12 protein-coding genes are annotated in these 13,603 nt (G+C 61.9%); 6 read left to right on the forward strand and 6 right to left on the reverse strand.

The window, feature by feature from the left end:
- Nucleotides 1-93: 93 nt before the first annotated feature.
- From PG898_RS05605 to sdhC, 4 genes are read right to left on the reverse strand one after another with little or no spacing between them, the layout of a single operon-like run.
- Entirely contained in the window at nucleotides 94-810 is a 717-nt protein-coding gene (locus PG898_RS05605; protein ID WP_025326736.1) for a succinate dehydrogenase iron-sulfur subunit, read from the reverse strand.
- A 17-nt stretch (nucleotides 811-827) separates the two neighbouring features.
- The gene (sdhA, locus tag PG898_RS05610) at nucleotides 828-2,594 is read right to left on the reverse strand and encodes a succinate dehydrogenase flavoprotein subunit (protein WP_025326735.1); all 1,767 of its coding nucleotides are present in this window, start codon (nucleotides 2,592-2,594) and stop codon (nucleotides 828-830) included.
- Nucleotide 2,595: 1 nt separating this feature from the next.
- Entirely contained in the window at nucleotides 2,596-2,940 is a 345-nt protein-coding gene (gene sdhD / locus PG898_RS05615; RefSeq protein WP_005326929.1) for a succinate dehydrogenase, hydrophobic membrane anchor protein, read from the reverse strand.
- Complete coding sequence (gene sdhC, locus PG898_RS05620) at nucleotides 2,934-3,323, reverse strand: succinate dehydrogenase cytochrome b556 subunit (protein WP_025326734.1); 390 nt, start codon at nucleotides 3,321-3,323, stop codon at nucleotides 2,934-2,936. Before sdhC ends, sdhD begins: the two co-directional genes overlap by 7 nt.
- 423 nt (nucleotides 3,324-3,746) lie before the next feature.
- On the opposite strand from sdhC, the gene PG898_RS05625 reads away from it, so the two are divergent.
- From PG898_RS05625 to PG898_RS05635, 3 genes are all read left to right on the forward strand, one after another.
- Nucleotides 3,747-5,033 carry a citrate synthase gene (locus PG898_RS05625; RefSeq protein WP_041205909.1) on the forward strand — a complete coding sequence of 429 codons (1,287 nt, stop codon included), beginning with the start codon at nucleotides 3,747-3,749 and terminating at the stop codon, nucleotides 5,031-5,033.
- 95 nt (nucleotides 5,034-5,128) lie between these two features.
- Complete coding sequence (locus PG898_RS05630; protein WP_005326919.1) at nucleotides 5,129-5,443, forward strand: DUF4377 domain-containing protein; 315 nt, start codon at nucleotides 5,129-5,131, stop codon at nucleotides 5,441-5,443.
- Nucleotides 5,444-5,537: 94 nt separating this feature from the next.
- Complete coding sequence (locus PG898_RS05635) at nucleotides 5,538-6,032, forward strand: GNAT family N-acetyltransferase (RefSeq protein ID WP_043132122.1); 495 nt, start codon at nucleotides 5,538-5,540, stop codon at nucleotides 6,030-6,032.
- 62 nt (nucleotides 6,033-6,094) lie between these two features.
- Here the strand turns inward: PG898_RS05635 and fabB are convergent, their stop codons facing one another.
- Nucleotides 6,095-7,306: a beta-ketoacyl-ACP synthase I gene (gene fabB / locus PG898_RS05640; RefSeq protein WP_043132124.1), complete on the reverse strand. Its 1,212-nt coding sequence runs from the start codon at nucleotides 7,304-7,306 to the stop codon at nucleotides 6,095-6,097.
- Nucleotides 7,307-7,396: 90 nt separating this feature from the next.
- On the opposite strand from fabB, the gene mnmC reads away from it, so the two are divergent.
- Nucleotides 7,397-9,421 carry a bifunctional tRNA (5-methylaminomethyl-2-thiouridine)(34)-methyltransferase MnmD/FAD-dependent 5-carboxymethylaminomethyl-2-thiouridine(34) oxidoreductase MnmC gene (gene mnmC, locus PG898_RS05645; protein WP_161787516.1) on the forward strand — a complete coding sequence of 675 codons (2,025 nt, stop codon included), beginning with the start codon at nucleotides 7,397-7,399 and terminating at the stop codon, nucleotides 9,419-9,421.
- Nucleotides 9,422-9,494: 73 nt separating this feature from the next.
- On the opposite strand, the gene PG898_RS05650 is transcribed toward mnmC, so the two are convergent.
- Nucleotides 9,495-10,100, reverse strand: a complete 606-nt coding sequence (locus PG898_RS05650; RefSeq protein ID WP_043132128.1) for a DUF922 domain-containing protein — start codon at nucleotides 10,098-10,100, stop codon at nucleotides 9,495-9,497.
- 319 nt (nucleotides 10,101-10,419) lie between these two features.
- Here PG898_RS05650 and dcuC point away from each other — a divergent pair, with 319 nt between their 5' ends.
- A complete protein-coding gene (gene dcuC / locus PG898_RS05655; RefSeq protein WP_043132130.1) occupies nucleotides 10,420-11,772 on the forward strand; it encodes an anaerobic C4-dicarboxylate transporter DcuC in 1,353 nt (450 codons plus the stop codon).
- 101 nt (nucleotides 11,773-11,873) lie between these two features.
- Complete coding sequence (locus tag PG898_RS05660) at nucleotides 11,874-13,535, forward strand: bifunctional metallophosphatase/5'-nucleotidase (protein ID WP_270824453.1); 1,662 nt, start codon at nucleotides 11,874-11,876, stop codon at nucleotides 13,533-13,535.
- The last annotated feature ends 68 nt before the right edge of the window (nucleotides 13,536-13,603 follow it).

Here is a 13,603-nt window from a genome sequence, read left to right on the forward strand (position 1 = left end):
TTCACTGCAGCGCAGCTTGTAGGGTCATAGCCATCCCGGGACGGGATGGCTATCCAGAGGTCGGGCCCGGCGCAAGGCGCCCTGGCCCTGGTATTACACAGCCCGGTTGAGCAACATCGACTTGATCTGACCGATGGCCTTGGTCGGGTTCAAGCCCTTGGGACAGACGTTCACGCAGTTCATGATGCCGTGGCAGCGGAACACGCTAAAGGCGTCATCCAGGTTGCCCAGTCGTTCGGTGGCGGCGGTGTCGCGGCTGTCTGCCAACCAGCGGTAGGCGGCGAGCAGCCCGGCCGGGCCGATGAACTTGTCCGGGTTCCACCAGAAGGAGGGGCAAGAGGTGGAGCAGCAGGCACAGAGAATACACTCGTACAGGCCATCCAGCTTGGCGCGCTCTTCGGGGGATTGCAGGTGCTCACGCACGGGCGGCAGTTTCTCATCGTTGATGAGGAAGGGCTTGACCTTCTCCCACTGGGTGTAGAACTGGGTCATGTCGATCACCAGATCGCGGATCACTGGCAGACCGGGCAGGGGTCGGATGACGACCTTGTTGCCCTTCTTCAGCAGATCGGAGAGCGGGGTGATGCAGGCAAGACCGTTCTTGCCATTCATGTTGAGACCGTCTGATCCACAGACCCCTTCGCGGCAGGAGCGGCGGAAGGAGAGCGTGGGATCCAGCTCTTTCAGCTGGATCAGTGCATCGAGCACCATCATGTCGGAACCTTCAGGAATATCAAGACGATATTCCTTCATATGCGGGACGTTATCAACGTCCGGATTGTATCTGTAGACAGAGAATGTGACGTTCATTGTGCTTGGCTCCACAATCAGTAAGTCCGGACCTTGGGCGGGAACGCCTCACGGGTCTTGGGTGACATGTTGACAGCACGACGGGTCATGGACTCGGTGTCCGGATGATAGAGGCTGTGACACAGCCAGCTCTCGTCGTCACGCTCCGGGAAGTCGAAGCGGCTGTGGGCACCCCGGCTCTCGGTACGGAAGTTGGCGGCAACCGCGGTGGCAAACGCCGTCTCCATCAGGTTGTCCAGCTCCAGACACTCGATGCGCTGGGTGTTGAACTCCTTGGAGGTGTCGTCCAGACGGGCATTTTTGAGGCGCTCGCGGATGAGTTTCAGCTCGGCCAGCCCTTCTGCCATGGCGTCCCCTTCACGGAACACGGAGAAGTTGTTCTGCATGCAGCGCTGCAGGTCACGGCGGATCTCGGCGGGATCCTCGCCATCGCGGTTGTTCTCCCAGCGATTGAAGCGGGCCAGCGCCGCGGCGATGTCGGATTCAGACGCCTCGCGACCATGATCCATCTCACCCAGGGTCTCCACCAGGTGCATGCCGGCGGCACGACCAAACACCACCAGATCCAGCAAGGAGTTGCCGCCGAGGCGGTTGGCACCGTGCACGGACACGCAGGCGATTTCCCCCACCGCGAACAGGCCGACCACGGGGACGTCGTTGCCGTCTTTATCCTGGGTCAGACACTGGCCGTTCACGCTGGTCGGCACGCCGCCCATCATGTAATGGCAGGTCGGGATGATGGGGATGGGTTCCTTGACCGGATCCACGTGGGCGAAGGTGCGAGAGAGCTCGCAGATGCCCGGCAGACGGGATTCCAGCACCTCTTTGCCGAGGTGATCCAGCTTGAGCTTGATGTGCGGGCCCCAGGGACCGTCACAGCCACGACCTTCGCGGATCTCGATCATGATGGAGCGGGCCACCACGTCGCGACCGGCGAGATCCTTGGCGTTGGGCGCGTAACGCTCCATGAAGCGCTCGCCATCTTTGTTGAGCAGATAGCCGCCTTCACCACGGCAACCCTCGGTCACCAGTACCCCTGCCCCGGCGATGCCGGTGGGGTGGAACTGCCAGAATTCCATGTCCTGCACGCCGACTCCGGCACGCAGTGCCATGCCAACGCCGTCACCCGTGTTGATGTGGGCGTTGGTGGTGGACTGGTAGATGCGACCGGCGCCGCCAGTGGCAAGCACTGTGGCCTTGGCCTTGAAGTAGACGACTTCGCCGCTCTCCATGTCGATGGCCGTACAGCCGACAATGTGGCCGTCCTGGTTCTTCACCAGATCCAGGGCATACCACTCGGAGAAGACGGTGGTCTTGTTCTTGACGTTCTGCTGATACAGGGTATGCAGCAGGGCGTGACCTGTCCGGTCGGCAGCCGCTGCGGTACGGGCCGCCTGCTCGCCGCCAAAATTCTTGGACTGACCGCCGAAGGGGCGCTGATAGACAGAGCCGTTGTCGAAACGGGAGAAGGGCAAGCCCATGTTCTCTAGCTCGTAGATGGCCTCGGGGCCGGTCTTGCACATGTATTCAATCGCTTCCTGGTCACCGATGTAATCGGAGCCCTTGACGGTGTCATACATGTGCCACTGCCAGTTGTCGTCATGGGCATTGCCCAGGGCGACCGTGATCCCTCCCTGGGCGGAAACCGTGTGGGAACGAGTCGGGAAAACCTTGGAAAGCAGTGCGCAGCTCTTGCCGGACTGGGCAATCTGCAGCGCGGCGCGCATGCCGGCACCACCGGCACCGATCACGACCGCATCAAATTCACGAGTTGGAATAGTCACCTTACACACCCCACAGCACGACGAAACCCGTCATCAGATAGACGAACAGCACCACCACCAGCGCAAACTGCAGCGCACCGCGCAGCCCGACTGGCTTGATATAGTCGGTCAGCACCTGCCACAGACCGATCCAGGCGTGGATCAGGACGCACAGGAGCGTCAGCAGGGTGAAGACCTTGGTGAAGGTTGTGGCGAAGAAGCCGGTCCACACCTCGTAGGTAATGTCGTTGAAGGCGACAAAGCCCACCAGATAAAGGACGTAAGCCGTCATGATGAGGGCGGTGGCGCGGATCAGGATGTAATCATGAACACCGCTGCGCCCGAAAGTTGCAGAATTGGTTACCATACCAGTACCCCCGCCAATACCGCCAGAATCCCGGTGATCACGAAGCCCACCCGGGCACTCTGATTCGCGGAATCCAGCTCTTCCCAATGCCCCATGTCCATGACCAGGTGACGCAGGCCGCCCACTATGTGGTATGCCAGCGCAGTCAGGATCCCCCACAACACGAACTTGACCAGGAAGTTGTCCATGATGGCAACGACGGTTTCAAATCCTTCGGGAGAGGAGAGTGAAGTACCAAGCATCCACAGCAAGATGGCCAGCGCCACAAAGGTGATGACCCCTGAGACACGGTGCAAGATGGAAGCGATGGCGGTGACAGGAAAGCTGATCGTTTGCAGGTCGAGGTTTACAGGTCTCTGTTTATTTTTCACGGCTTTGCCCACTCAGCTCCATTGAGCACGTTAGTTATTGTTTTCACACGCTTTGAGGGCTAGGAGTGGCATTTGTTAGGTTTTTGTTACCAAAACAACTCGGAAAAGCCAAAAATAACATTTTAGATATCACATCTGGCTTTGCGAAAGCGTTTCAAACACCGACGGCCATCACCCACGAGGCGCAGTATATCGGCGGCCTTAACCAATGACAATCAATTAGCTACATAGAAAACCCAAAACCGTAAACCAGATCTCACAACCGGTTTAACAAGTCATTAATGATCATTCAGGAAAATTGACAAGAAGGTGGTTCTCTGGTTCAAATAAGGCGCTCCAGCCGCCGTGGTACGGGTAAGAACCTTTGCCAGCGTCATGAAAGTCGTAATAAAGTAGGACTGGAACCAAATTATAAAAGAGCAAAGGAGACGTGCTATGGCTGATAAGATAGCCACCCTACATCTGCCCGGAAAAGAGCCGGTAGAACTACCGATCCTGTCCGGTACTGTTGGACCCGATGTAATCGATGTCAGAAAACTGGGCGCGCAAGGGTACTTCACCTTCGACCCCGGCTTTATGGCCACCGGTGCTTGCAAATCATCCATTACCTATATTGACGGAGATCAGGGTGTCTTGCTGCACCGTGGTTATCCCATCGCCCAGTTGGCCACCCAGGCCAGTTACCTGGAAGTCTGTTACATCCTGCTGTACGGCGAGGCGCCCACCAAGACGCAATACGCGGAATTTGAACGCCTGGTCACCCGCCACACCATGGTGCACGAGCAGATCGCCTTCTTCTTCCGCGGCTTCCGCCGTGACTCCCACCCCATGGCGATCATGTGCGGTGTGGTCAGCGCCCTGTCCGCCTTCTATCACGATGCCCTCGACATCAACAACGAAGAGCATCGCGAGATCTGCGCCTTCCGTCTGCTCTCCAAGATGCCGACCCTGGCCGCCATGTGTTACAAGTACTCCATCGGCCAGCCCTTCATGCAGCCGCGCAACGCCCTCTCCTATGCCGGCAACTTCCTGCACATGATGTTTGGCGTGCCGACCGAAGAGTACAAGGTCAACCCCATCGTCGAGCGCGCCATGGATCGCATCTTCACCCTGCATGCGGATCACGAGCAGAACGCCTCCACCTCCACCGTGCGTCTGGCCGGCTCCTCCGGCGCCAACCCGTTCGCCTGTATCGCTGCGGGGATCGCCTCCCTGTGGGGTCCGGCCCACGGCGGCGCCAACGAAGCCTGCCTCAAGATGCTCGAGGAGATCGGTTCGGTTGACCGCATTCCCGAGTACATCGCCAAGGCCAAGGACAAGAACGATCCCTTCCGTCTGATGGGCTTCGGCCACCGGGTCTACAAGAACCACGACCCCCGTGCCACCGTGATGCGCGAAACCTGTCACGAGGTACTGACCGAGCTGCAGATCAAGGATCCGCTGCTGGACGTGGCCATGGAACTGGAGCGCATCGCGCTCTCCGACCCCTACTTCATCGAGAAGAAGCTCTACCCGAACGTGGACTTCTACTCCGGCATCATCATGAAGGCCATCGGCATCCCCATGTCCATGTTCACCGTGATCTTCGCCATCTCCCGCACCATCGGCTGGATTGCCCACTGGAACGAAATGCACTCGGATCCGGACCAGAAGATCGGCCGTCCGCGTCAGCTCTATACCGGCCTGGCCCAACGGGATTTCACTCCCCTCGATCAGCGCTGATCCGGCGAGTTGTCATGGTTTGTTACAAAGGCGGTCATTGACCGCCTTTTCATTTGAGGGTCTAATCGCGCCCTTTTACGCCAAGGACACCCATCATGAAAGCTCCCCTGCTCCTCTGCTCCGCCTTGTTGCTCAGCGCCTGCCAGAGCACCCCGGCCACAGAGACCCTGTATATCCAGGACAAGCTGGCCGACTGCGTCGGTGTCGCCCCCATGAAGTGCATGCAGGTGCGCAGCCAGCCTGGCGAGAGCTGGACCCTCTTCTACCAGCAGATCGAAGGTTTCACCTTTGAGCCTGGTTTCCGCTATCAACTGGAAGTGCGTACCGAACAGCTCACCGACGTGCCGGCAGACGCCTCCTCGGTGCGCTATCAGCTGATCAAGGTGGTGAGCAAAGAGGCCGCTCGCTGAGCCACGAGGGGCTGCGGTTCAATTTGCACGCCCCCTGGGTTATGCTGACCACCTTCTTTCAAGGGTTGACCAGGGGCACGCGCCCTCCAGTACGATGATCAAGATAAGAACCATACGGCCCCTCGACTGGCCCGCCATCATGACCATTCAGAGCGAGTGCTACCACCAGCTGGAGCCCGAGCCCCTCGAGGTGATGAGCAACAAGGCACAACTCGCCCCCGCCTGTTGCTGGGTCGCCGAGCGTCAGGGCCGGGTGCTCGGTTACCTGCTCTGCCACCCCTGGCGTGCCCACCAGCCCCCACCCCTCTCGGTGCCGATGAAGGCGCTGGCCGGTCATGAAGAGTTCTATCTGCACGATCTCGCGGTCAGTGGCGAGGCCCGAGGTCTGGGCGTCGGGCTGCAACTGCTGGCCACGGCGCTCGATTTCGCGAGCCGAGAAGGGTATCGACATGCCGGACTAGTGGCGGTGCAGGACGCCCCCGCCTTCTGGCGCAAGCAGGGCTTCGTGCCAGCCAAGACCCCCAAGTCCCTGGAGGAGTACGGCGAGGACGCCGTCTATATGCGCCTGCCCCTGGCCGAACCGGCCTGAGGCCCAGTTAAAGCCCAATAAAAAGGCGCCTTGCGGCGCCTTTTTTTCACTTCATCGGTTCATCAAGCCTTGAACTTGCTGAACACCAGGGAAGCGTTGGTACCGCCAAAGCCGAAGCTGTTGGACATGACGGTATTGAGATCGGCCGTTTCGTACTCGCGTACGATGGGCAGACCCACGGCCTTCTCGTCCAGGTTCTCGATGTTGATGCTGGGGGCAATGAAGCCGTGTTCCATCATCAGCAGGGAGTAGACGGCCTCGTGCACACCGGCGGCGCCAAGGGCATGGCCCGTCATCGCCTTGGTGGCGGAGAGCTTGGGCGCATTGCTGCCAAACAGGGTCTGGATGGCTTCCAGCTCCTTGGTATCACCGACCGGAGTCGAAGTGCCGTGGGTGTTGATGTAATCCACAGAGCCGACGTCCTGCATCGCCATCTTCATGCAACGCACCGCACCTTCACCGCTCGGGGCAACCATGTCGTAGCCGTCGGAGGTAGCACCGTAACCGGTGATTTCGGCGTAGATGTGGGCACCGCGGGCCAAGGCATGTTCCAGCTCTTCGACCACCAGGATGCCGCCGCCGCCGGAGATGACGAAACCATCGCGGTCCGCATCATAGGTACGGGACGCCTTTTCCGGGGTGTCGTTGTACTTGTTGGAGAGGGCGCCCATGGCATCGAACTGGATGGTGGAAGACCAGTCCAGCTCCTCGCCGCCGCCGGCGAAGACGATGTCCTGCTTGCCAAGCTGGATCAGTTCCAGTGCGTGACCGATGCAGTGGGCAGAGGTGGCGCAGGCGGAGCTGATGGTGTAGTTGACACCCTTGATCTTGAACGGGGTGGCCAGGCAGGCAGAGGTGGTGGAGGACATGGTACGCGGCACCATGTAGGGACCCACACGCTTGACCCCTTTCTCACGGGCGATGTCCGCAGACTCCGAGGTGTTCTTGCCGGAGGCGCCGCCGGAGCCGACCACTATCCCGGTACGCTCGTTGGAGACCTGATCCTCTGGCAGACCCGCGTCAGCGATAGCCTGCTGCATGGAGAGGTACGCATAGGCCGCGGCGTCACCCATGAAACGCATGACTTTACGGTCGATCAGTTCAGACGGATCGAGTTTGATGTTACCCCAGACACGGCTGCGCAGATTGTACTGTTCAAACTGCTCGGAATAGGTGATGCCGGATTTGCCTGCTTTCAGGGAGGCCAGCACCTCTTCCTTGTTGTTGCCGATACTGGAGATGACGCCGATACCGGTGATCACTGCTCTTCTCATTAATTCATCTCGTCTGGAAAAACTGGCACCGAGTCTACCCGCTTTCGGCTGCCAAACTGGTCTGCTTTCACGTAGAATGCCCGCGAATTTATGACGCGAGCAGAGGAAAACGTGAGTCAAACATCCTTACATCATGCCCGATTGGACTGGAATGAAGCGGGAACTCCAGTCTCCAGTGAGTTCGGGGATGTGTACTTTTCCAATGATAACGGTCTAAGTGAAACCCGCTACGTCTTTTTATTGCAAAATCACCTACCGGCACGATTTTCGCACCACGATAGTGACAGTTTCGTGATTGGCGAAACAGGTTTCGGCACAGGTCTTAACTTTCTGGCGACAATGGCCGCCTTCCTGGAACAGGCCCCCCAATCCGGCAACGGCTCGCACCTGCACTTCATCAGCTTCGAGAAATACCCCCTGGCCCAGGCCGATCTCTGCAAGGCCCTGGCGGCCTGGCCCGAGCTCGCGCACCTTAGCCAGCCTCTCATCGAGCAATGGCCGCTGCCGGTCTCCGGCTGCCATCGCCTCATTTTTGCCGGCGGCCGCATCCGCCTTGATCTCTGGCTTGGCGACATCAAGGAGATGCTGCCCCAGGTGCCTCACGACCCCCAGGGTCTGGTTGATGCCTGGTATCTCGATGGCTTCTCGCCTGCCAAGAATCCCGAGATGTGGACACAAGCGCTGTTCGATGGCCTCGCTCGCCTCGCTCGCCCCAGCGCGACCCTCTCGACCTTTACCTGCGCCGGTTTCGTGCGCCGCGGTCTGATTGACGCCGGCTTTGCCATGAAGAAGGTGAAGGGGCACGGCAGCAAGCGGGAGATGCTGGCAGGGATGCGGGAGGGCAAAGTGCCCGAGCAGAGCATCTCTCCCTGGTATGCCCGCCCCGCCGGCCGGGACGGCGAGGTGCTGATCATCGGCGGCGGCATCGCCTCGGCCATGACGGCGCTCTCTCTGGTGGAGCGAGGTCGCAAGGTGACCCTGCTGTGTGAAGATGGCGAGCCTGCCACCGGCGCCTCCGGCAACCGGCAGGGGGCGCTCTATCCCCTGCTCAACGGGGAGCATGACGCCCTGTCGCGCTTCTATTCCCTGGCCTTCGGCTATGCCCGCCAGCGGCTGCTGGCCCTAGCCGCGCGCCATCCCGTGGCCTTCTCCCTGTGCGGCGTCACCCAGCTTGGCTACGACGACAAGTCCGCCGCCAAGCTCGCCAAGATGGGTCAGGGCCCCTTCCCCCCCGAGCTGATGCACCCACTCTCTGCCTCGGAAGTTGAGCAGGTGGTCGGCCTGCCCTGCGGCCACGGTGGCGTCAGCTACCCCCTGGGGGGCTGGCTCTGCCCGGCGGATCTCACCCGCGCCGCCCTGAAAGAAGCGCAAGCCAGCGGTCTGCTGCGACTTGAGTACCACACACCGGTGAGCAGTATCAGCGAGCTGGCGGACGGCTGGCAGGTGGAGAGCCAGGATGGCCACCTGTGGCAGGCCCCCAACCTGGTGGTGGCAGCCGGTCACCGGCTGCCCGCCCTGCTCCCCTTCGCGGAGCTGCCGCTCTACCCGGTGCGCGGTCAGGTGAGCCATGTGCCGACCACGGCGTGGTTAAGCCAGCTCAGGACTGTGCTCTGCTACGACGGCTACCTCACCCCGGCCCACGACGGAGCGCACTGCATCGGGGCCAGCTATGGCCGCAACCAGAGTACCCTCGCATTCAGTGCCGAGGAGCAGGCTCAGAACCAGGCACGGCTGCAAGCCTGCCTGCCGGATCAAAGCTGGCCTGCCGAGGTGGGCGTGAGCGGCAACGAGGCGCGGGTGGGCGTTCGCTGCGCCAGCCGGGATCACCTGCCGGTGGCAGGCCCCGTCGCCAGATTGGCAAGCCTGGCGGATCAAGACCCTAAAGCCCCAGCTGATCAGCAGAGCACGCTGCCCCTGCACGCCGGTCTCTATGTGCTGGGCGCCCTCGGCTCCCGGGGTCTGTGCTCGGCGCCCCTCTGCGGTGAGCTGGTCGCGAGCGAGATCTGCGGTGATCCGCTGCCGCTGGCTGCCGATCTGCTGGAGGCGCTGCATCCGGCTCGCTACTGGGTGCGCAGGCTGCGCAAGGGCAAGCCGCTGCGCGATCCGGCGTCCTGATCCCAACCCAGGTTGGACCTCAAACAAAACGGGCTTCCACAAGGGAAGCCCGTTTTTTTATTGGCGATGACGGTCAGCTGCCCTCTGGCCAGCTGACCCCGAGCTTGCGCCCCCGATCGGTCTGCTGCGCCAGGGTGGCGAATCGATCCCGGGTCGCCTCCAGCACCGCCTGCCCCTGCTGCCAGCCCTGATGCTGCAAGACGGCGCAATCCTGGGCGACAGGCAACTGGGCGAGCCGGATGCCGAGCTGGCTGACGCTTTCGAGCAATATGTCCTTGTGGCGGCTCTCGTAGTCAAACATGGCCGCCACCAGCTTGTCCCACTTCTGCCGCTCCGCCGCGGAGGCTTTGGCCTTGTCCATCCAGTTCGGCACCCTGACCTGGATGCGGGCCGTCACCTGAGCCTGATCCAGTTCGCAGCGCGCCGGGGTCGCCCTGGTCTGCAACTGCCAGGAGAGCTGATAGCTGGCCCTGCCGATATGGCCGTCCGCCTGAGTAGGCGACAAGGCGGTGATCTGGCGCATCACGGCAGCCACATCGGCCCCTGATACCCGATAGAACTGGAAATCGACCTTGATATCAGGCGCCACCCGAATACTTGCATAATGGGAGGGTGCTGCTCCGATTGAGGCGGCATATATGAGGGCCGCCACCGCCCCTGTCTTGCTGAAGAGTCCCATCGTCGTGCTGCCTTGCTCCTTGTGAGTCCCGGCGTAATTTCAATTAATAATCAATGAATTAATAGTCAGTGTGGAGATTAACCGCGATCAGGGGCGCTGTCACCTGCTCTCGGTGCCGGGGGTGGCACAGGGTAGGATCTCCCCCTGGGCGGATGGGGATTTGCAAGGGAGATCACAGCCAGCCACCATCCCCATGGTGAATTACTCCTTATGAGGTAATAATTCTGGCGTTTTTGTTGGCACATAGTGAGTTGACCAGTTCAACCCTCTGGTTATCCCGTTATCTGCCCGACGTCACTTCATACTCAGGAACCTATTTATGATGGAACTCCTTATTGGCACCCTGGTCACCCTGGCCGTGGGTCGCTACATCTTCAAGGGCTATTCGGCGACCGGGGTGCTGCTCAGCGGCGGCCTCTTGCTGCTGGCGATCACCGCCCTGATGGGCAAGGCGGTACTACCCGCCAGCGTCGCCTCCACCGGCCACGTGGCCACAGACGTGTTCGAGTACGTGCGCTTCCTGCTGGTAGACAGGGGGGGCGGCCTCGGCATGCTGATCATGGTGCTGTGCGGCTTTGCCGGCTACATGAGCCACATAGGCGCCAACACCATCTTGGTGAAGCTGGCCAGCAAGCCCCTTGGCATCATCAAGTCCCCCTACATACTGCTGGTAGCCGCCTACCTGGTGGCCTGCGCCATGTCGCTGGCGGTGAGCTCCGCCACCGGCCTCGGCGTGCTGCTGATGGCGACCCTGTTCCCGTTGATGGTCAACATGGGGATCTCCCGTGGCGCCGCGGCCGCGGTGTGTGCCTCCCCGGCTGCCATCATTCTCTCCCCCACCTCGGGGGACGTGGTGATGGCCGCCCAGGCCGCCAACATGGAGCTCATCGAGTTTGCCTTCAAGCTGACCCTGCCCATCTCCCTGACGGCCATCGCCGCCATGGCGGTGACCCACTTCTTCTGGCAGCGCTATCTGGACAGGAAGTCCGGGGAACACAATGAGGCGGTCGCACCGAGTGATCTCATCACCGATGCCCCCGGCTTCTACGCCATACTGCCGTTCACCCCCATCATCGGCGTGCTGCTGTTTGACGGCAAACTGGGCCCCAAGCTCGACATCGTCACCATCATCGTCATCTGCCTGGTGCTGGCCGCCCTGCTGGAGCTGATGCGCAAGCGCAACGGCCGCGAGCTGCTGGACGGTCTGCAGGTGTGCTGGCGCAGCATGGCTGACGCCTTCGCCGGCGTGGTCATGCTCTTGGTGGGCGCCGGGGTCTTCGCCCAGGGGCTGATGGGGCTCGGTTTCATCGCCAACCTCCTGGATCTGGCCCAGAGCTTTGGCACCGGCGGCATCGTCATCATGCTGGTGCTGGTTGTCATCACCACCTTGGCCGCCTTTACCACCGGCTCGGGCAATGCCCCCTTCTATGCCTTCGTGGAGCTGATCCCGCACCTGGCCACCAGTCTGGGCGTCAATCCTGCCTACCTGGTCATCCCCATGCTGCAAGCCTCCAACCTGGGTCGCACCATCTCGCCGGTCTCCGGGGTGGTGGTCGCCTGTGCGGGCATGGGCAATCTATCCCCGTTCGAGGTGGTCAAGCGCACCTCTATGCCGGTCGCGGTCGGCCTGCTGGTAGTGATCCTCGCCACCCAGATCCTGGTCCCTGCCTGAGTACCGTCTGACTCTTTTCCAGCCCGGCGCCTGCCGGGCTGGCATCCCCCCCACCCCTTGCAGTAGACTCGGTGCTCTTTTTCCCTAAGGAGGACCGAGCCTTGAGTATTACGGTTCAACTTGCCCACTTCAGTGACTGCCATTCCCATTTCGATGGCGCCCCCATGCGCTTCTCCCCTGAGGGTGAGTCCGAGTGGCGCACCCAGTGTGGCGGCTACGGCCGCATCCTGACCCGGCTGACCGCCCTGCGCCAGCAGGCTGCCGCTGCGGGCCAGACCTGCCTGCTGCTGCACGGGGGTGACACCTTCCAGGGGTCGCTCTATTTCAACCGCTTCAAGGGGCGGGCCAACGCCGACCTGCTCGGCCTGCTGCGACCGGATGCCATGGTGATCGGCAACCATGAATTCGATCTCGGCAACGGCCCGCTGGTGGAGTTTCTGCGCCAGCTCGACTATCCGGTGCTGGCCGCCAACCTCGACAGCAGCCAGGAGCCAGCCGATGCCCCGCTGCGGTTGCACGGCTTGCCACAGCTGTTTGATGCCAGCCGTCCCTGGCACAGACGCGTCATCGACGGCGTCCCCTTCGCCCTGCTCGGCATCACCTTGCCGCAGATGGCCGCCATCGCAAGCCCGGATCCCCACACCCGCTTCCACGGCATCGAAGAGACCCTCAGCGCCGCCCTTGGCGAGATCAAGGCCGAAGGGATAGAGCACATCATATTGCTCAGCCACCTTGGGCTGGAGCAGGACAAGAAGCTGGCGACCCGCTTCCCCGAACTCAGCCTGATTGTCGGTGGCCACACCCACAGCCAGCTGGGGGATCTGGCCCCGCTCGGGCTGATGAGCGAGGGGGACTACCCCTTGATGATCGAGGGGGTCGCCATACTGCATGCGGCCCACAGCGCGCTGTGCCTCGGGGTGTGCGAGCTGGAATTTGATGAGCGCGGGCGCGTTTGCCAAAGCCGCGGCCAGCTGGAGTGGCTGCCCTGGCAGCCCTGGCCCTTTGCCTCGCCCCCGCCGGCAGGGCTCCATTTCTGCGAGCCGGCCCCCGAGATCGAGCAGCATCTGGCCAGGCGCTACCGGCCCGAACTCGAGACCATGACCCGGCGCATCGTGACCCACCTCGCCGGGCCACTACACCATCAGCGCCTGCCCGATGCCGCCCTGCCCGCCGGCAGTCAGGTCGCCCCCCTGGTGGCGAGCGCCATGCTGGCCGGTGCCCGCGAGCAGGTAGGCCAGGTGGATTTCGCCCTGCACAACGCAGGTGGCGTGCGCTGCTCCCTCGAACCCGGCCCCTTGAGCGAGGCGGACATCGCCGGGCGGCTGCTGCCCTTTGCCATTCCACTCACCCTCTACCGGGTGCACGGCCATGAGCTGGCGGAGGCGCTGGAGGGAGCCATCGACAACGCCACCAACAACGGCGTGGTCGGCAATGGCAGCGGCAGCTTCCCCTATACCGCCGGGATGCGCTTCCGTTATCAGGCAGACAAGCCCAGGGGGAGCCGGATCACCCGCCTCGAATGGGAGGCGAGCCCAGGTCAGTGGCAGAACGTCGAGATGGATGCCATCTATCGGGGGGTCTCCAGCGCCTACACCGCCTCCGGCAAGGAGGGCTACACGGCCCTGGCCCGCACCTTGACCCAGCACAATCAGGAGCTCGGCATCACCCTGGCCGATGCCTTTATCCGCTGGGCCCGCCATCTGCCCGAGCTGGCTCCCCTGCCGGAACTGGTGGAATACCAGGGCGCCAGTCCCATGGCCTGAGGCCCCTCGCCGGGCCCTCCCCTGTCAAGGCGCCGCTTTTCTTCGTGAGAGCGGCGCTTGTTACATTT

Origin of the sequence: Aeromonas sp. QDB31, assembly GCF_027707605.1 — a bacterium.
Classification (GTDB): Bacteria; Pseudomonadota; Gammaproteobacteria; order Enterobacterales; family Aeromonadaceae; genus Aeromonas; species Aeromonas media.